Genomic DNA, 17,232 nt, shown 5'->3' on the forward strand with positions numbered 1-17,232 from the left:
GGCTGCCCCGTTACTACTCTCCCCCGGTCCCGGCGGGGGCCCCCACCCCCCACACAGGGGCCGGCCCCCCCGCCGTACGCGATCACCGGGAGGAGGCGCTAGCCCCGTTGGCCTCCGAACCCGTTCCCGTTCCCGTTGCCGCCGTTGCCCTGTCCCTGGATGAAGTTGCCCGGGAGGGAGAAGGTCGGTGTCGGGAAGGCGCCGCCGGTGGTGTCACCCGTGGTGCCGCCGTCCGCTGTTCCCCCGTCCGTCAGTCCGCCGATCAGGCCGCCGATCCCGCCCGTGCTGTCCCCGTTCTTGCCCCCGTCCGTCCCCCCGTGTCCTTTTCCCCGGCCGTCCCCCTTGTTGTCGTCGGGGATGTCGACCAGGTTGAAGTCCTCCACGGGCTTGCCCTCCAGGGCGCCGGCCATCATGTCGCGCCAGATCGGCCCGGGCACCTCACCACCGAACACCTTGTCGTGCGTGACGCCGTGGATGGTGATGTCGATCATCTTGCGCTTGTGCTGCGGGTCGCCGACCCAGACCGCGCCCGCCATGTTCGGGGTGTATCCGACGAACCAGGCGGCGTAGCGCTCGTCCGTCGTACCCGTCTTGCCCGCGCTCGGGCGGTCGCCGAGGCCGGCCTCCTGACCCGTACCGTCCTCGACCACGCCCTTCAGCAGCGTGCTGACGGTGTCCGCGGTCTTCTCCGACATCGCGCGCGAACAGGTCGACTTCGGCACCTCGAGGGACTTCTCCTCGGTGCCCGTCCTCTGGGTGATCGACTCTATGGCGATCGGGGTGCAGTACATGCCGCGCGCGGCGAAGGTGGCGTACGCGTTCGCCATCGTCAGCGGGGACACCTCCTGGGTGCCGAGCGCGATCGAGGGAGCCTGGTCCATCGCGCGGCCGTCCGCCCGCTGCACGCCCATCTTCTTCGCCATCTGGGTGACGGGGCAGATGCCGATGTCGCTGATCAGCTGCACGTAGTAGGTGTTGACCGACTTGGCGGTCGCCTCCTTCATGCCCATCGGGCCGTGCTCGGACTCGTTCTCGTTCGTCAGCTTGGCCGGGTTGTGCGGGTCGTTGCGCCAGACCTTGCCGTCGCACTCCTGCACGGGGCTGGGGTAGGGCATCTCGTACGGCGACGGGTACTTCTGGGTCGGGGGCTTGCCGCCCTCGACAGCGGCCGCCGCGACGATCGGCTTGAACGTCGAACCGCCCTGGTAGCCGGCGCCGCCGCCCATGTCCGAGTTGACGGAGAGGTTGATCTGCGTCTCGTTCGTGCCGAAGCCGTACGGACGGGACTGCCCCATGGCGAGGATCTTGCCGGTGCCGGGCTCGACGATGGTCGCGGCGGTCGCCACCGGGTCGGACTTGTAGACGTGGTTCCTGACGGACGCCTGGACCGATTCCTGTGCCTTCGGGTCGAGCGTCGTACGGATCGTCAGGCCGCCCTTGTTCCACAGCTTCGCCCGGGCCGCTTTGGTGGTGCCGAAGACCGGGTCGTTCAGGACGACGTCACGCACGTAGTCACAGAAGAAGCCGGCGCCCCGGACCGCGGTGATGCAGCCGTTCTTGGGCTGGCTCGGGTGCAGTCCGAGCGGCTTCTGCTCAGCCGCGGCGGCCTCCTCCTGGGAGATGTCGCCGAGCTCCGCCATCCGCTGGAGCACGACGTTGCGCCGCTTGGTGGCCTCCGCCTCGTCGTTGACCGGGTCGTAGCGGCTCGGGGACTGCACGATGCCGGCCAGCAGCGCCGATTCCTGGAGGTCCAGGTCCCTGGCGTGTTTGGAGAAGTAGCGCTGGGAGGCGGCCTCGACGCCGTAGGCCTGCTCGCCGAAGAAGGTGATGTTCAGGTAGTTCTCGAGGATCTTCTTCTTGCCGAGCTTCTCCTCGATCTGGATCGCGTACTTCAGCTCCTTGACCTTGCGGCCGAGGGTCTGCTGGGTGGCTTCGGCGACCTTCGTCGGGTCGTCGCCCGCCTCCTCGATGAAGTAGTTCTTCACCAGCTGCTGGGTGAGCGTCGAGGCGCCCTGGGCGACACCGCCTTCCTGCGCGTTCTTGTTCAGGGCGCGCAGTACGCCCTTGAGGTCGATCGCGCCGTGCTTGTAGAAGCGCGCGTCCTCGATCGCGACGATCGCCTTCTGCATGTACGGCGAGATGTCCTTGAGGTCCACCACCGTACGGTCGCGGGAGTAGACGGTCGCGATCTGCTGACCCTGGCTGTCCAGTATCGTCGTGCGCTGACTCAGCTGGGGACTCTTGAGATTGGCCGGGATCTCGTCGAAGCCTTTGACCGATCCCTTGGCCGCGAGGCCCAGGGCGCCGGCCGCGGGCAGCGCGATACCCGCCATCACGGCTCCGGCGAGCACACTGACACCGAGGAACTTGGCGGCCTGCTGCATGGGCGACAGACCACCGCCCGAGCGCTTCTTTGGCATGGGGGCAGCCTAATCCGTACTGGTGAGCGTTCCGAGGGAGCGGCCCTCCCCGGGATGTTTCCGAGTGCCCGATCGTGACGGCAGCGCAACCTGACCTGCCTACGTTTCCATTTCCCGGACACGCGCGCAGGCCTTGGCCTAAGCTGCAATCAACTGTCACAGCGATGCGGTCACGTATCAATACGTCCCGCGACCCCGAATCGTTCCGGTCGTACCCCGACTTCTTGGTGGGTGCGTGTCCGAATCCGCCTCGTGTGTCGCCTGGCGTCCGTTGTGGCACACCACAGGCGTCCCGGTTTGCCGGGATGGTCGCACATGTCGCCAGCTCACTCCCGCGGGTGATCTGCCGCTTACCCATAGTCCGTTCGGGCCATTCAAGATTGGGCCCGAAGGGGGTGTTGTGCTGTGCCCACCTTCCGTAACGTCCTCAACTGGCTGCGGTGAATATGCCGCTGCCGCCGTGGGGGAGCCTCGATTCGGGAGAGGACGGCGCCGGTATGGGCTGGGTAACCGACTGGAGTGCGCAGGCTGCCTGCCGCACTACCGATCCGGATGAACTGTTCGTTCAGGGAGCAGCGCAGAACAGGGCCAAGGCGGTGTGCACCGGATGCCCGGTACGCACCGAATGTCTGGCCGACGCGCTGGACAACCGCGTCGAATTCGGCGTGTGGGGAGGCATGACAGAGCGGGAGCGCCGGGCACTGCTGCGCCGGCGGCCGACCGTGACCTCCTGGCGCAGGCTGCTGGAGACCGCCCGGTCGGAATACGAGCGCGGCGCGGGCATCGTGCCCCTCGACAGCGACGAGGTGTACGAGAACTACGCGGCGGTGAGCTGAGGGCAGTCCCTCCGGCACACCCCGGGGTACCAGGCCCCGACCCGGCATATGCCATGGGAGGCCCGCCTTCCGGCGCAGGCCACAGGAAACAGGGTCGGGCACGGGCCTGGGGCGCCGTGTGGGTGCACGTTCTGAGCGCGCGAAGCGGCGACGGGGCGCGGGAAGCGCCGGTCTGGCCTACGCCTGGGGAAGCCACGATCGGCCTCGCCCCGGCCTGCGGGAGAGCTGTGCTCACCGGACGTTCTGGGGTGCGTCGGGCATATGCGGGCCCCCAAGGGCGAGCCGCGCGTCCGTGCGCGGCTGCTGAAGGCGCGCCGTGTGTCCGCGCGCCTACGGCGTCCGTACGTCATCTTTGCGCAGGCACACGGGCACGGATGCGCATACGACCGTCATGCACGTGCGGGCGGGTAACCGGCGCCCACGCGTGAAGGTCACTCGCGCATGTGAGATGAGTCACCCCGCGTGCGAGCGCTCGCCACGCGTGGCGTCCCGCAGCCGTGAAGGCCGCCGGCCCCTGGCCACGCTATGGCAGCTCCGTACGCCCCGCCGTGCCTGCTGCGAGCCGGGTGCCGATGTCGCGCAGGCCTGTGAGGTCGTGCACGTCGCCGGGCAGCGCAGGTACTTCGACGACCGCCACCTCGGGGTGACGGGCGGTGAAACGGTCACGCGTGCGCTGCTCGCGCGCGAGCAGTTGCATGCGATCGGCGTGCAGTCGCAGCAGTCCCGCGGTGAGCCGGTCGACGGAGTGCTCCGTGTCGGCGGGGGAGCCTTCCTCGGAAGCAGGGGCGCCGGTTGCGGCCTCGGGTGCGGGAGATCGCGAACTGCCGTATGGGTCGGGAGAGTTACGAAGTCCAGCTTTCCCGCCCCCCTGATCCACAATGCGGGGGTCCTCAAGATTTTCGGCGGCGGCGAGCGCCCGCTCGGCCGACAGCCGGCGGGCCCCGCTGCCATGGACCCGGTTCAGCACCAGACCCACCAGCGGCATCTTCTCCGCGGCCAGCCGCTCCACGAAGTACGCCGCCTCGCGCAAGGCGTCCCGCTCCGGGGCCGCGACCACCAAAAACGCCGTACCCGGCGCCTGGAGCAGTTTGTACGTGGCGTCCGCGCGCGTCCGGAACCCTCCGAAGGTGGTGTCCATCGCGGCCACGAACGTCTGGACGTCCTTCAGCAGCTGACCGCCCAGCAGCTTGCCCAGCGTGCCGGTCATCATCGACATGCCGACGTTGAGGAAGGCCATGCCCGCGCGGCCGCCGAGCTTGGCGGGGGCGGTCAGCAGCCGGATCAGCCGGCCGTCCAGGAAGGAGCCCAGCCGCTTCGGCGCGTCCAGGAAGTCCAGTGCCGAGCGGGAGGGCGGGGTGTCGACGACGATCAGGTCCCACTCGTCCTTGGCGCGCAGCTGGCCCAGCTTCTCCATCGCCATGTACTCCTGCGTGCCCGCGAAGCCCGCCGAGAGCGACTGGTAGAAGGGGTTCGTCAGGATCGCGGCCGCCCGCTCGGCGTCCGCGTGCGCCTCGACGACCTCGTCGAAGGTGCGCTTCATGTCGAGCATCATCGCGTGCAGCTCGCCGTCGCCCTCGGTGCCCTTGACCCGGCGCGGGACGTTGTCGAGGGAGTCGATGCCCATCGACTGGGCCAGTCGCCTGGCCGGGTCGATGGTCAGCACGACCACCTTGCGGCCCCGCTCGGCCGCCCTGAGGCCGAGCGCCGCCGCGGTCGTCGTCTTGCCGACCCCGCCCGAACCGCAGCACACCACGATCCGGGTGTTCGGGTCGTCGAGCAGCGGGTCGACGTCCAGCACGCGCGCGGGGGACAGGCCGTGGGCCCTCTCCCGCGCCTCGGCCGTCTCCGCCGTCTCGGGTGCCTCAGCCGCGTCCGGACTCATGACAACCCCTGCTTCCGCAGCTCGGTGGCGAGTTCGTACAGACCCGCCAGATCCATGCCCTCGGCGAGCAGCGGCAGTTCGCCCACCGGCAGGCCCAGCTCGCCGAGGGCGGCGCGCTGCTCCTGCTCCAGGGCGTACCGCTCGGCGTACTCCGCTGCCTGCACCAGCAGCGGGTCCACCAGCTTCTCCGCGTTCCCGCCGCGCCGGGCCCCGCCCAGCCCGGCCGCCGAGAGCGCCTGTGCGACGGAGGAACGCCCCACGGTCCGTACGAGTTCCAGGTCTCCGGCGTCCAACACCTCCGGCCGGACCATGTTCACGATGATCCGGCCCACCGGCAGCCGCGCGGCGCGCAGTTCGGCGATGCCGTCGGCGGTCTCCTGGACCGGCATCTCCTCCAGCAGCGTCACCAGATGCACCGCCGTCTCCGGCGACTTCAGCACGCGCATCACCGCCTGCGCCTGATTGTGTATCGGTCCGATCTTCGCCAGGCCCGCCACCTCGTCGTTCACGTTCAGGAAGCGGGTGATGCGGCCGGTCGGCGGGGCGTCCATGACGACGTAGTCGTACACGAACCGCCCGGAGCGGTCCTTGCGGCGCACGGCCTCGCAGGCCTTGCCGGTCAGCAGGACGTCCCTGATGCCGGGTGCGATGGTGGTGGCGAAGTCGATGGCGCCGAGCTTCTTCAGGGCCCGGCCCGCGCCACCGAGCTTGTAGAACATCTGGAGATAGTCCAGAAGGGCCAGTTCGGGGTCTATGGCGAGGGCGTACACCTCGCCGCCCCCGGGAGCGACCGCGATCTTTCGCTCCTCATACGGCAATGCCTCCGTCTCGAAGAGCTGGGCGATGCCCTGCCGGCCCTCGACCTCCACGAGAAGCGTCCGCTTCCCCTCGGTCGCGAGGGCCAGCGCCAGTGCGGCGGCGACCGTCGTCTTTCCGGTCCCGCCCTTGCCGCTGACGACCTGGAGCCTGCTCACGTCTTCGAGCCTAACCAGTCCCGTCGAGACTCACGCGGGAGGCTGTGGATAACGCAGGTCACGGTCCGGGGTCACGGGTGCCGGGCCCCGGGGCCGCAGCGGCTACAGTCGGCCCCATGACCAAGTGGGAATACGCAACCGTGCCGCTGCTCGTCCATGCCACGAAGCAGATTCTGGACACCTGGGGCGAGGACGGCTGGGAGCTCGTCCAGGTCGTGCCCGGGCCCAACAACCCCGAGCAGCTCGTGGCCTACCTGAAGCGGGAGAAGCAGGCATGAGCGCGGTCGAGGCCAAGCTGGCCGAACTGGGACTGAGCCTGCCGGAGGTCGTGCCGCCGCTGGCCGCGTACCAGCCGGCCGTGCAGTCCGGTGTGTACGTCTACACCTCCGGCCAGCTGCCGATGGTCGAGGGCAAGCTGCCGGTCACCGGCAAGGTGGGCGCCGAGGTCACCCCGGAGGAGGCCAAGGGCCTGGCCCGCACCTGTGCGCTGAACGCGCTGGCCGCCGTGAAGTCCGTCACCGGCGACCTGGACCGCATCGCGCGCGTGGTGAAGGTCGTCGGCTTCGTCGCGTCCGCTGCCGACTTCACCGGGCAGCCCGGCGTCGTCAACGGTGCCAGCGAACTGCTCGGCGAGGTCCTCGGCGACAAGGGCGTGCACGCCCGCAGCGCGGTCGGCGTCGCGGTGCTGCCGCTGGACGCGCCGGTCGAGGTCGAGATCCAGGTGGAACTCGCCCGGTAGCCCCGCGGCACACCCCTGACCTCGGGCACCTCTCGAACATTCGCCCTACACGGGATAGCCTCCGGCCATGGCGAACGGTCAGTGGTACCCCCCGGAGTGGCCGGACCGCATCCGCGCGCTCGCGGACGGCACCCTCACCCCGGTGCTTCCCCGGCGCGCGGCCACGGTCCTGCTCCTGAAGGACACCGCGTCCGGCCCGGTCGTCCACATGCTGCGCAGACGCGCCTCCATGGCCTTCGCCGGGGGCGCGTACGCGTACCCGGGAGGCGGCGTCGACCCGCGTGACGACGACCGTCTGGTGCGCTGGGCGGGCCCCACGCGCGCGTGGTGGGCGGACCGGCTCGGTGTCGACGAGCCGGGTGCCCAGGCGATCGTCTGCGCGGCCGTGCGGGAGACGTACGAGGAGGCGGGCGTGCTGCTCGCCGGGCCCGACGCGGACTCGGTCGTCGGGGACACCACCGGCGAGGACTGGGAGGCGGACCGGGCCGCGCTGGTCGCGCGTGAGCTGTCCTTCGCAGAATTCCTCCACCGGCGGGGTCTGGTGCTGCGCTCGGACCTGCTGGGCGCCTGGACCCGCTGGATCACCCCCGAGTTCGAGGCCCGCCGCTACGACACCTGGTTCTTCGTGGCCGCGCTGCCCGAGGGCCAGCGCACCCGGAACGCCTCCACGGAGGCCGACCGCACGGTGTGGATCCGCCCCGGGGAGGCCGCCGCCGGCTACGACAAGGGTGAGCTGCTGATGATGCCGCCCACCATCGCCACCCTGCGTCAGCTGCTGCCGTACGCCACGGCCGCCGAGACGCTCGCCGCGGCCCCCGGGCGCGACATGACGCCCGTGCTGGCCCGCGCCCGCCTCGTGGACGACGAGATTGTCCTGTCCTGGCCGGGGCACGCGGAGTTCACCAAGCACATCCCGACGGCTCCGACGACCACCGAGACGACGGGTGGAGGCCCCGCATGACCGACGCAAGCGCGCTGCCGGGTCAGCCCCGCGGCCAGGTGCTCTCCGGCCCCGCCACCGAACGGGCCGTCAACGTCCTCGCGCCCAACGCCTCCGCGATGACCCTGGACGGCACCAACACCTGGGTCGTCGCCGAGCCCGACTCCGACCTCGCCGTGGTGATCGATCCGGGCCCGCTGGACGACGGCCATCTGCGGGCCGTCGTCGACACCGCCGAGAAGGCCGGCAAGCGCATAGCCCTGACCCTGCTCACCCACGGCCATCCCGATCACGCCGAGGGCGCCGTCCGTTTCGCGGAACTGACCGGCACGCGCGTGCGTGCCCTCGATCCGGCGCTGCGCCTGGGCGACGAGGGCCTGGCCGTGGGCGACGTGATCACCGTCGGCGGCCTTGAGCTGAGGGTCGTACCGACGCCCGGGCACACCGCGGACTCCCTGTGCTTCCACCTTCCGGCCGACCGGGCCGTTTTGACCGGCGACACCATCCTGGGGCGCGGTACGACGGTCGTGGCGCACCCCGACGGCCGTCTCGGCGACTACCTGGACTCGCTGCGCCGTCTGCGCTCCCTGACGGTGGACGACGGCGTGCACACCGTTCTGCCGGGCCACGGACCGGTCCTGGAGGACGCGCAGGGCGCCGTGGAGTTCTATCTCGCCCACCGCGCCCACCGGCTCGCCCAGGTGGAGACGGCGGTCGAGGACGGCTACCGCACCGCGGCCCAGGTCGTGGCCCATGTGTACGCCGACGTGGACCGCTCGCTGTGGCCGGCGGCGGAGCTGTCGGTGCGGGCGCAGATGGACTACCTGAGCGAGCACGGGCTGATCTAGCCGGCGGCTGCTCTCATCGGCCTGCACTGAGACACCTCGGACCGGCGAACCCGGTGACAGCCCCGAGTTTGTGAATTGCGTCACAAGTTCTCCGCGGGGGCCAGGGATGCCAGAGAGGACGAGGACGCGGAGGACGGCCCCTCAGTCCTCGGGGCGCAGGGCCTTGACGCCGTGCACGCGCGCGTATTCCGCGGCGAGCCAGGGCCCCAGGTCGTCCACGTACGACCGCAGCACGTGCGGATCGCCGACGGGCTCATGGCCGTACCGCGCCGCCGTACGCAGCTGTGCGGCCCGCCCGGGGTAGTAGGCGCCGCACACCTCGGCCATCTCCTGCAGATCGCTGGTCCAGCCGTTCCAGCGGGGCATGACGAGCGTGAAGCCGGTGCGCACGAGGTGCCGGGACATGAAGCGCACCAGGGGCCGGCGGGCCTCCTCGGTGTCGTCCGCCTGCGCGATGCGCTCACGCCAGCGGGGCAGCCACAGGGCCAGGTCGCCGTTCGTCTCGCGGGCGAGCAGGGAGTCGGGGCGGTAGCGCGGCAGCAGCGCGGCCAGGTCCTCGCCGAGCAGCGGGGTGCACAGACAGGCGACGAACCAGGCCAGGTCGTACCGCTCCGCATCGCTCAGCAGCCGGTCCCTGCCGTACAGCAGCGTGCCGACGCCGTCGATCTGGGAGAACTCCCTGTCGACGGCCTCGCCGAGCGCCCGTACGGCCTCCCGGTCGGCGTCGGCCGGCTCGTCCCGGAGCGCGACGAGCAGGTCGAGGTCGCTGCAGCCCACGCGCGCGGTGCCGCGCGGGACCGACCCGTAGAGGTAGGCGCTGTGCAGTCGCGCCCCGAAGACGTCCAGCAGCCGGTCGCGTGCGGCGGCCACGACCGGGCGGAAGGCGACGGGCACGCGCGCGAGGGAGCCTTCGCGCGCGATGAAGCCCTGGTCGTCCAGGCCGGGCCGACGGATCGTTTCAGGCATGGGCCGACTGCCCCGACTCAGCCCGTCCGGCGTTCGAGGACGGTGCCGTCGAGGCCGAGAGCGGGGGTCTGGGGGCGGCGGTCCCAGGGGCGGCGGGCGCGACGGCGGGGCCGGGCTCGCGAGGAGCGGACCCCGCGGTCATGACGGCCGGGACCCGTGTCAGCGCGACCGCTTGGCCAGCCTCTCCACGTCCAGCAGGATGACCGCCCGGGCCTCCAGGCGGAGCCAGCCGCGCTGGGCGAAGTCGGCCAGCGCCTTGTTCACGGTCTCGCGCGAGGCGCCGACCAGCTGGGCCAGTTCCTCCTGCGTGAGGTCGTGCACGACGTGGATGCCCTCCTCGGACTGCACGCCGAAGCGGCGCGACAGGTCCAGCAGGGCGCGCGCCACACGGCCGGGGACGTCGGAGAAGACCAGGTCGGACATGGCGTCGTTGGTCTTGCGCAGGCGCCGGGCGACGGCCCGCAGCAGGGCGCCGGCCACCTCCGGGCGGGCGTTCAGCCAGGGCTGGAGGTCGCCGTGGCCCAGGCCGAGCATCTTGACCTCGGTCAGTGCGCTCGCGGTCGCCGTGCGGGGGCCCGGGTCGAACAGCGACAGCTCACCGATCAGCTCGCCGGGGCCGACGACGGCGAGCATGTTCTCGCGGCCGTCGGGGGAGGTGCGGTGCAGCTTGACCTTGCCCTCGGTGACGACGTACAGCCGGTCACCGGGGTCCCCTTCATGGAAGAGTGAGTCGCCGCGTGCGAGGGTCACCTCACTCATGGAGGCGCGAAGCTCCGCGGCCTGCTCGTCGTCGAGAGCCGCGAAGAGCGGGTTGCGCCGCAGAACGTCGTCCACTGAGTTCTCTCCTTGTCGACCTGCTCAGGGGATCTTGCTCCCCCGAGTGCCAGGGGACCGTGTTCCCCATTTTGCCGGACGGTCCAAACAGTGTGATCTGTCACAAGGATGCCGCACAGGTGTCCCGAGGTAAGCGTCAGGGGTCCAATCGGGGTCCGATCCTCCGGGTCCGGGGCGGATGTCGGTGCCGGGCTTTAGGCTGGCCGGGTGTCCAAATCGCCGGTGAGAGCACAGGCCAAGGGGGCTTAGCGGGTGGTTGTACGTCGCGATTCCGCCGTGGGCGAACAAGGCTCCGGCGGCGGTGGGAAAACCAGAAAAACAGCAAAAAGGGCCGCCTCGGCCCCGGCCGGGAAGACCGTCCCGGAGGAGAGGAGCGCCTCGAGGGTGACGGCATCCCCGGCCAAGAAGGCGGCCCCGGCCAAGAAGGGCACTCCGGCCAAGAAGGCGGTCCCGGCCAAGAGTGGCACTCCGGCCAAGAAGGCCCTCCGGGTCAAGAAGGTCACGCCTGCCGAGAAGGCCGTGGCGAGCGGGAAGGCCGTGGCGGTGAAGAAGACGGCGCCGGTCAAGGTCGCGGTGAAGCCGCCGAAGGACGAGTCCCGCACCGCCCTGGTCCGCCGTGCCCGCCGCATCAACCGCGAACTCGCCGAGGTGTATCCGTACGCCCACCCCGAGCTGGACTTCGAGAACCCCTTCCAGCTGCTCGTCGCCACCGTGCTGTCGGCCCAGACCACCGACCTGCGCGTCAACCAGACGACCCCGGCGCTCTTCGCCAGGTACCCGACCCCCGAGGAGCTGGCCGCGGCCAACCCTGAGGAGGTCGAGGAGATCCTGCGGCCCTGCGGCTTCTTCCGGATGAAGACCAAGTCGGTCATGGGGCTCTCCAAGGCGCTCGTCGATGACTTCGGCGGCGAGGTGCCGGGCAGGCTGGAGGACCTCGTCAAGCTGCCCGGCGTGGGCCGCAAGACCGCCTTCGTCGTGCTCGGCAACGCCTTCGGCCGTCCCGGGATCACCGTGGACACCCACTTCCAGCGGCTGGTCCGGCGCTGGCGGTGGACGCAGGAGACCGACCCGGACAAGATCGAGGCCGCGGTCGGCGCGCTGTTCCCCAAGAGCGAGTGGACCGACCTGTCCCATCACGTGATCTGGCACGGCCGCCGGATCTGCCACGCCCGCAAGCCCGCCTGCGGCGCCTGCCCCATCGCCCCGCTCTGCCCGGCCTACGGCGAGGGGGAGAGCGACCCGGAGAAGGCGCAGAAGCTCCTGAAGTACGAGAAGGGCGGCTTCCCCGGGCAGCGACTCAAGCCCCCGCAGGCCTACCTCGACGCGGGCGGCAGGCCGGCCCCGCCACTGGGGGCCGCGTGACGGAACGATCTCGGGGTCCCCGGGCGTTGGACAGGGAGAACGACGGGGGTGGCGATGGCGAGGGCCAGTGAGACGCGGGGCGGCGCGGTGACGCTCAGCAAAGAGGGACTGCCGGACTGGCTGGCGCCCATCGTGAGGGCCGCCGAGACGGTGGAGCCGCTCCAGCTGAGCCGCTTCCTGCCGCCGGAGAACGGCTCGGGCCGCAAGTCGGCGGTGCTGGTCCTGTTCGGCGAGGGCGAGCGCGGCCCCGAGCTGCTGCTGATCGAGCGGGCAGGCTCGCTGCGCTCGCACGCCGGGCAGCCGTCCTTCCCGGGCGGCGCGCTCGACCCGGAGGACGGCGATCCGCACACCGACGGACCGCTCAGGGCCGCGTTGCGCGAGGCCGAGGAGGAGACCGGCCTGGACCCCTCCGGCGTCCAGCTCTTCGGCGTGCTGCCCGCCCTGTACATCCCGGTCAGCCGTTTCGTGGTGACGCCCGTCCTCGGCTGGTGGCGCGAGCCCAGCCCGGTCGGCGTCGTCGACCCGAACGAGACGGCGCGGGTCTTCGCCGTCCCCGTGGCGGATCTCACGGACCCCACCAACCGCGCCGTCACCGTCCACCCCAGCGGACACCGAGGTCCGGCATTCCTGGTCGAATCGGCCCTGGTGTGGGGTTTCACGGCCGGCGTGATCGACCGCCTGCTGCATTTCGCTGGCTGGGAGCGCCCCTGGGACAGGGAGAAGCAGGTCCCGCTCGACTGGCGGTCATGACAGGGTGTCGTTCGTGCTGTGTCATTCCGGGGGCGCCCTGTCCCCTTGCCACGGCGTGGCGGGCCGGACCCCCGTCCGAGCTGCGGGAAGCGAAATGGAATAGGCGAGGCCTGAAGCAGTGAACGCGCTGGACATCCTGTTGCTGGTCGCGGCCGTGTGGTTCGCGGTCGTGGGCTACCGCCAGGGCTTCGTCGTCGGCATCCTGTCGGTGATCGGCTTCCTGGGCGGTGGCCTCGTCGCCGTGTACACGCTGCCCGTCATCTGGGCCGCCGTGACCGACAACGCCGACGTCAGTACCACCGCCGCCGTGGTCGCCGTGGTCGTCGTCATCGTCTGCGCCTCCGTCGGGCAGGCCCTGACCACCCACCTCGGCAACAAGCTGCGCCGCTACATCACCTGGTCCCCGGCCCGCGCCCTGGACGCCACCGGTGGCGCCCTGGTCAACGTCGTCGCCATGCTGCTGGTGGCCTGGCTGATCGGATCCGCCCTCGCCGGCACCACCCTGCCGACGCTCGGCAAGGAGGTCCGCGGCTCCAAGGTGCTCCTCGGCGTCTCCCGGGCGCTGCCCGCGCAGGCCGACACCTGGTTCGCGGACTTCTCCTCCGTCCTCGCGCAGAACGGCTTCCCGCAGGTCTTCAGCCCGTTCGCCAACGAGCCGATCAAGGACGTACAGCCGCCCGACCCGGCCCTCGCGAACAGCCGGGTCGCCGTGCGCGCCCAGCGCTCCATCGTGAAGGTGACCGGCACCGCCCAGAGCTGCGGCAAGGTGCTGGAGGGCACCGGCTTCGTCTTCGCCGACCGCCGCGTCATGACCAACGCGCACGTCGTCGGCGGCGTCGACGCGCCGACCGTGCAGATCGGCGGTGAGGGCCGCAAGTACGACGCCAAGGTCGTGCTGTACGACTGGAAGCGCGACATCGCCGTACTCGACGTACCGGACCTGAGGGCGCACGCCCTGCGGTTCTCCGCCCAGGACGCGGCCGGCGGTGACGGCGCGATCGTCGCGGGCTTCCCGGAGAACGGCTCGTACGACGTGCGCGCCGCGCGCGTACGCGGGCGCATCGCGGCCAACGGCCCGGACATCTACCACCGCGGCACCGTCCGCCGCGACGTCTACTCGCTGTACACCACCGTCCGCCAGGGCAACTCGGGCGGCCCGCTGCTCACCCCCGACGGCCGCGTGTACGGCGTGGTGTTCGCCAAGTCCCTCGACGACGCCGATACCGGATACGCGCTCACGGCGGACGAGATCCAGCCCGACGCCCGCAAGGGACGCACGGCGAACGAACAGGTGGGTACGGACAGCTGCGCCCTGTGACCCCGCCGGGCGGGTTCAGCCGCGCGGGTGACGCAGACGCACCGACACCCAGCGGGCGCGGCGGCGCAGGATGCGCGGGATCCCTACGCGCAGGTCCCCCTCTGTGAGTTGCTGGGGACCTCGCTGAGGCACGCTCACGCCGGCGGCGGAGCGGCGGGTGCGGGGTGCGTCACTGTAGTCGTGCGTCCAGCCCATACCCGGACGTGTGCCCCTGCCCGAAGGTCGATAACCGCCTGAGCGACGCCCAATTGGCCTATGCGACAGGCATGTGGCCGTTCGAAGGACAACTGTTCAGGAATTGGATACTCCACGCATCGAACCGTCACCGTACGGTCAGCTGGGCGCATCACCGATTCGAGTGAACCTCAGCGGTCCGGCTCGGGATCCTTCAGCCAGTTGACCAGTTCCGCGGAGAACGCCGCGGGGTCCTCCTCGTGCGGGAAGTGACCCAGGCCGTCGAACAGCCGCCAGCGGTACGGCGCTTCGACGTACTCGCCCGATCCGGCCGTGCTGCGCGTGCGCGTCACCGGGTCCAGCGAGCCGTGCAGATGCAGCGTGGGCACCCGCACCGGCCGCTTCATCCTGCGGTTGAACTGGATGCCGTCCGGGCGGGCCAGCGAACGCACCAGCCAGCGGTACGGCTCGATCGCACAGTGCGCGGTGGACGGGATGCACATGGCCCGCTGGTAGGTCTCCACCGCCTCGTCCTCCGGTGAGCGCGGCCCGGACCAGTCCCGGATCAGCCGGCCCACCAGCGCCCCGCCGTCCGCGGTGAGTTGACGCTCCGGCACCCACGGCCGCTGGAAGCCCCAGATGTAGGAGTTGGCGGCCGTCTGCCGGGCGTCCCGCAGCATCGCCGCGCGCCAGCGCCGCGGGTGCGGCATCGAGACGACCGCGAGCCGTCGTACGAGCTTGGGCCGCATCGCCGCCGCCGTCCACGCCAGATAGCCGCCCAGGTCGTGGCCGACCAGCGCCGCATCCGGCTCGCCGAGCGAACGGATGACGCCGGTGACGTCGAGCGCGAGGTTGGCGGGGTCGTACCCGCGGGGCGTGCGGTCGCTGCCGCCGACGCCCCGCAGGTCCATCGCCACCGCCCGGTAGCCCGCGTCGGCGAGCGCGACCAGCTGGTGACGCCAGGTCCACCAGAACTGCGGGAAGCCGTGCAGCAGCAGCACCAGCGGGCCGTCGCCGAGCTCGGCGATGTGGAAGCGCGCGCCGTTGGCGGCGACGTCCCTGTGCGTCCAGGGACCTTCGATCCGTACGGCCGAGGGGGCGGGTTCCGTCATGACTGTGAGCGTGCCACAGCCTCGATGGCCGCGGGCGCCCGGTCCTCGGGCAGCTCCGGACGCGGGTGCGGCCTGGCGTTCTGCAGCACGTTCGCCGTCTCCTTCACCGACGCGGCCACCTTCTGCGGGCCCTTGCTCTTCTTGGCCTTCTTCGCGAACACGGTGCCGATCAGCGCGAGGAGGCCGGCGACGAGCACATTGGCCGCGAAGGACAGCACGAAGCAGATGGCCAGGTTCCAGCCGCTCCAGGTCCGGATGCCGTACGCGAGGGCGAAGTTCAGCATGGGCAGGGAGAACAGCAGCACCATGCCCGCCATCGAGAAGGCGCCACCGCTGACCGCGCCCTTCTTCACGTCCCTCTTCAGCTGGGCCTTGGCCAGGGCGATCTCGTCGTGCACCAGCGCCGACAATTCGGTCGTCGCCGAGGCGAACAGCTGGCCGATGCTGCGTTCGGCGCCGACCGGGCTGCCGTCGGGTGCGCTCATCGCGTTCTCCCTCAGAGGTCTCTCGTGCCGCGGGCGTGCCGTGCCGTACGCGGCCGGCGGGCCCGCTCGTGTGGCCGTCTTGTTTTGTACCGTCTCGTCAGATCATGCCGGACGGTCGTCCTCCTCGCCTGCCCCGCCCGGTACTTCCTGAAGCCCGTGGCGCGCCGCGGCCGCCCGCTCGGCGGCGATCCGCCGGTGCTCGGCGGCCTTGCGCTCGTGGATCTCGGCCATGCGCAGGTGGTACGCCGGGTCGTCCTGCTCGTAGACGTCCGGGATGCCGTCGAGGTCCTCGTCGCGCTCCTCCTCCTCGCACAGCCTGCGGTACTTGGCGTTCCGCATCTTGAGCAGCACCGTCGCGCACACGGCCGCGATCAGTGATCCGGTGAGGACGGCCGCTTTGACCTCGTCGGTGAGCACGGTGTCGCGGGCGAAGGCGAGTTCACCGATGAGCAGGGAGACGGTGAAGCCGATGCCGGCGAGGCAGGCCACCGCGAAGACGTCCGCCCAGGCGAGGTCCTCGCTGAGGGATGCTCCGGTGAAGCGGACGGTCAGCCAGGTGCCGCCGAAGATGCCGATCGTCTTGCCGACGACCAGCCCCAGCACCACACCGAGCGTCTCCGGCTTGGCGAACACATCCCCCAGCGCCCCGCCGGAGACCACCACCCCGGCGCTGAACAGCGCGAACATCGGTACGGCGAGCCCGGCGGACAGGGGCCGCACCAGGTGCTCGATGTGCTCGCCCGGCGAGTGCTGCTCACCCTCGCGGGTGGTGCAGCGCAGCATCAGGCCCATGGCCACGCCCGCGATGGTCGCGTGCACACCGCTGTTGTACATCAGCGCCCAGATCACCACGGCGAGCGGTATGTACACGTACCAGCCGCGTACGCCCTTGCGCAGCAGCAGCCAGAACACCACCAGCCCGGCGGCGGCCCCGCCGAGCGTGGCGAAGTTCAGCCGGTCGGTGAAGAAGATCGCGATGATCAGGATCGCGAAGAGGTCGTCGACGACCGCGAGGGTGAGCAGGAAGGCGCGCAGCGAGCTGGGCAGGGAGGTGCCGATCACGGCGAGGACGGCGAGCGCGAAGGCGATGTCGGTGGCGGTGGGCACCGCCCAGCCCAGCGTCGAACCGTGCCCGGTGAGATTGGTGACGATGTAGACGAGCGCCGGTACGGCCATGCCGCACAGCGCGGCCACCACGGGCAGCACGGCCGCCCGGGGGTCACGCAGGTCCCCGGCGACGAGCTCGCGTTTGAGCTCGATGCCGGCGACGAAGAAGAACACCGCGAGGAGACCGTCGGCGGCCCAGTGCGTCACGGAGAGGTCCAGCCCGAGGGCGGCGGGGCCGAAGTGGAAGCCGGCCACCGACTCGTAGCTGTGGTGCAGGGCGGGGATGTTCGCCCAGATCAGCGCCGCCACGGCGGCGAGGAGCAGCAGGACACCACCCACGGTCTCGGTCCGCAGCGCGTCCGCGATGAAGGAACGCTCGGGCAGCGAGAGACGTCCGAGCGCCCTGCGGGGGGTCTTCTGGGGGCGGGGCTCGGCCACGGCGGGAACCTCCGGTGGGTAGGCAGGACGGCTCGCATGCCGACCAG

The 17,232-nt window shown here is 70.9% G+C and carries 17 protein-coding genes; 8 read left to right on the plus strand and 9 right to left on the minus strand.

Features of this window, described 5'->3' with window-relative positions; all coding sequences use genetic code 11:
- Window positions 1-98: 98 nt before the first annotated feature.
- The gene (locus ABZ919_RS23725) at window positions 99-2,420 is read right to left on the minus strand and encodes a transglycosylase domain-containing protein (RefSeq protein WP_361251148.1); all 2,322 of its coding nucleotides are present in this window, start codon (window positions 2,418-2,420) and stop codon (window positions 99-101) included.
- 497 nt (window positions 2,421-2,917) lie between these two features.
- Here ABZ919_RS23725 and wblA point away from each other — a divergent pair, with 497 nt between their 5' ends.
- The gene (gene wblA / locus ABZ919_RS23730; protein ID WP_067116510.1) at window positions 2,918-3,256 is read left to right on the plus strand and encodes a transcriptional regulator WblA; all 339 of its coding nucleotides are present in this window, start codon (window positions 2,918-2,920) and stop codon (window positions 3,254-3,256) included.
- Between the two features lie 523 nt (window positions 3,257-3,779).
- Here the strand turns inward: wblA and ABZ919_RS23735 are convergent.
- Together ABZ919_RS23735 and ABZ919_RS23740 are read right to left on the minus strand one after the other, a co-directional pair.
- Window positions 3,780-5,138, minus strand: coding sequence for an ArsA family ATPase (locus ABZ919_RS23735; RefSeq protein WP_361251151.1), 1,359 nt, complete (start codon window positions 5,136-5,138; stop codon window positions 3,780-3,782).
- Window positions 5,135-6,112 (minus strand): ArsA-related P-loop ATPase, encoded by a 978-nt coding sequence (locus ABZ919_RS23740; RefSeq protein ID WP_361251154.1) that lies wholly within the window; start codon window positions 6,110-6,112, stop codon window positions 5,135-5,137. Before ABZ919_RS23740 ends, ABZ919_RS23735 begins: the two co-directional genes overlap by 4 nt.
- A 116-nt stretch (window positions 6,113-6,228) precedes the next feature.
- Between ABZ919_RS23740 and ABZ919_RS23745 the strand changes: the two genes are divergently transcribed.
- The 4 genes from ABZ919_RS23745 to ABZ919_RS23760 all read left to right on the plus strand — a co-directional run bounded on the left by ABZ919_RS23745 (window position 6,229) and on the right by ABZ919_RS23760 (window position 8,639).
- Window positions 6,229-6,390 carry a DUF4177 domain-containing protein gene (locus ABZ919_RS23745; protein WP_003975360.1) on the plus strand — a complete coding sequence of 54 codons (162 nt, stop codon included), beginning with the start codon at window positions 6,229-6,231 and terminating at the stop codon, window positions 6,388-6,390.
- Window positions 6,387-6,851, plus strand: coding sequence for a RidA family protein (locus tag ABZ919_RS23750; protein WP_361251157.1), 465 nt, complete (start codon window positions 6,387-6,389; stop codon window positions 6,849-6,851). The genes ABZ919_RS23745 and ABZ919_RS23750 overlap by 4 nt, the downstream gene beginning before the upstream one ends.
- Before the next feature lie 67 nt (window positions 6,852-6,918).
- Window positions 6,919-7,812 carry an NUDIX hydrolase gene (locus ABZ919_RS23755; protein WP_361251159.1) on the plus strand — a complete coding sequence of 298 codons (894 nt, stop codon included), beginning with the start codon at window positions 6,919-6,921 and terminating at the stop codon, window positions 7,810-7,812.
- A complete protein-coding gene (locus ABZ919_RS23760) occupies window positions 7,809-8,639 on the plus strand; it encodes an MBL fold metallo-hydrolase (RefSeq protein ID WP_361251162.1) in 831 nt (276 codons plus the stop codon). The genes ABZ919_RS23755 and ABZ919_RS23760 overlap by 4 nt, the downstream gene beginning before the upstream one ends.
- Before the next feature lie 141 nt (window positions 8,640-8,780).
- Here the strand turns inward: ABZ919_RS23760 and ABZ919_RS23765 are convergent, their stop codons facing one another.
- Together ABZ919_RS23765 and ABZ919_RS23770 are read right to left on the minus strand one after the other, a co-directional pair.
- Entirely contained in the window at window positions 8,781-9,605 is an 825-nt protein-coding gene (locus tag ABZ919_RS23765; RefSeq protein ID WP_361251165.1) for a nucleotidyltransferase domain-containing protein, read from the minus strand.
- Between the two features lie 159 nt (window positions 9,606-9,764).
- Entirely contained in the window at window positions 9,765-10,439 is a 675-nt protein-coding gene (locus ABZ919_RS23770) for a Crp/Fnr family transcriptional regulator (protein ID WP_020941347.1), read from the minus strand.
- A 384-nt stretch (window positions 10,440-10,823) separates the two neighbouring features.
- Here ABZ919_RS23770 and nth point away from each other — a divergent pair, with 384 nt between their 5' ends.
- The 3 genes from nth to ABZ919_RS23785 all read left to right on the plus strand — a co-directional run bounded on the left by nth (window position 10,824) and on the right by ABZ919_RS23785 (window position 13,869).
- A complete protein-coding gene (gene nth / locus ABZ919_RS23775) occupies window positions 10,824-11,801 on the plus strand; it encodes an endonuclease III (RefSeq protein WP_361251168.1) in 978 nt (325 codons plus the stop codon).
- A 54-nt stretch (window positions 11,802-11,855) separates the two neighbouring features.
- Complete coding sequence (locus tag ABZ919_RS23780) at window positions 11,856-12,551, plus strand: CoA pyrophosphatase (RefSeq protein ID WP_361251171.1); 696 nt, start codon at window positions 11,856-11,858, stop codon at window positions 12,549-12,551.
- Window positions 12,552-12,669: 118 nt separating this feature from the next.
- Entirely contained in the window at window positions 12,670-13,869 is a 1,200-nt protein-coding gene (locus ABZ919_RS23785) for a MarP family serine protease (protein WP_361251173.1), read from the plus strand.
- Between the two features lie 15 nt (window positions 13,870-13,884).
- Here the strand turns inward: ABZ919_RS23785 and ABZ919_RS23790 are convergent, their stop codons facing one another.
- The 4 genes from ABZ919_RS23790 to nhaA form a co-directional block, all read right to left on the minus strand.
- On the minus strand, window positions 13,885-14,064 hold the full coding sequence (locus ABZ919_RS23790) for a hypothetical protein (protein ID WP_361251176.1): 180 nt from the start codon (window positions 14,062-14,064) through the stop codon (window positions 13,885-13,887).
- A gap of 170 nt (window positions 14,065-14,234) precedes the next feature.
- Window positions 14,235-15,155 carry an alpha/beta hydrolase gene (locus tag ABZ919_RS23795; RefSeq protein WP_361251179.1) on the minus strand — a complete coding sequence of 307 codons (921 nt, stop codon included), beginning with the start codon at window positions 15,153-15,155 and terminating at the stop codon, window positions 14,235-14,237.
- Window positions 15,152-15,640 carry a phage holin family protein gene (locus ABZ919_RS23800; RefSeq protein ID WP_361251182.1) on the minus strand — a complete coding sequence of 163 codons (489 nt, stop codon included), beginning with the start codon at window positions 15,638-15,640 and terminating at the stop codon, window positions 15,152-15,154. Before ABZ919_RS23800 ends, ABZ919_RS23795 begins: the two co-directional genes overlap by 4 nt.
- Window positions 15,641-15,742: 102 nt before the next feature.
- Window positions 15,743-17,185 (minus strand): Na+/H+ antiporter NhaA, encoded by a 1,443-nt coding sequence (gene nhaA, locus ABZ919_RS23805; protein ID WP_361251184.1) that lies wholly within the window; start codon window positions 17,183-17,185, stop codon window positions 15,743-15,745.
- Window positions 17,186-17,232 lie beyond the last annotated feature (47 nt).

It is taken from the genome of Streptomyces sp. NPDC046759 (assembly GCF_040645475.1).
Taxonomy (GTDB): domain Bacteria; phylum Actinomycetota; class Actinomycetes; order Streptomycetales; family Streptomycetaceae; genus Streptomyces.

What these genes read in the sequence shown, in the direction of transcription:
- ABZ919_RS23725 (WP_361251148.1), bottom strand. Translation starts at nt 2,420, where the DNA reads ATGCCAAAGAAGCGCTCGGGCGGTGGTCTGTCGCCCATGCAGCAGGCC.
- wblA (WP_067116510.1), top strand. Translation starts at nt 2,918, where the DNA reads ATGGGCTGGGTAACCGACTGGAGTGCGCAGGCTGCCTGCCGCACTACC.
- ABZ919_RS23735 (WP_361251151.1), bottom strand. Translation starts at nt 5,138, where the DNA reads ATGAGTCCGGACGCGGCTGAGGCACCCGAGACGGCGGAGACGGCCGAG.
- ABZ919_RS23745 (WP_003975360.1), top strand. Translation starts at nt 6,229, where the DNA reads ATGACCAAGTGGGAATACGCAACCGTGCCGCTGCTCGTCCATGCCACG.
- ABZ919_RS23750 (WP_361251157.1), top strand. Translation starts at nt 6,387, where the DNA reads ATGAGCGCGGTCGAGGCCAAGCTGGCCGAACTGGGACTGAGCCTGCCG.
- ABZ919_RS23755 (WP_361251159.1), top strand. Translation starts at nt 6,919, where the DNA reads ATGGCGAACGGTCAGTGGTACCCCCCGGAGTGGCCGGACCGCATCCGC.
- ABZ919_RS23760 (WP_361251162.1), top strand. Translation starts at nt 7,809, where the DNA reads ATGACCGACGCAAGCGCGCTGCCGGGTCAGCCCCGCGGCCAGGTGCTC.
- ABZ919_RS23765 (WP_361251165.1), bottom strand. Translation starts at nt 9,605, where the DNA reads ATGCCTGAAACGATCCGTCGGCCCGGCCTGGACGACCAGGGCTTCATC.
- ABZ919_RS23780 (WP_361251171.1), top strand. Translation starts at nt 11,856, where the DNA reads ATGGCGAGGGCCAGTGAGACGCGGGGCGGCGCGGTGACGCTCAGCAAA.
- ABZ919_RS23790 (WP_361251176.1), bottom strand. Translation starts at nt 14,064, where the DNA reads ATGGGCTGGACGCACGACTACAGTGACGCACCCCGCACCCGCCGCTCC.
- ABZ919_RS23795 (WP_361251179.1), bottom strand. Translation starts at nt 15,155, where the DNA reads ATGACGGAACCCGCCCCCTCGGCCGTACGGATCGAAGGTCCCTGGACG.
- ABZ919_RS23800 (WP_361251182.1), bottom strand. Translation starts at nt 15,640, where the DNA reads ATGAGCGCACCCGACGGCAGCCCGGTCGGCGCCGAACGCAGCATCGGC.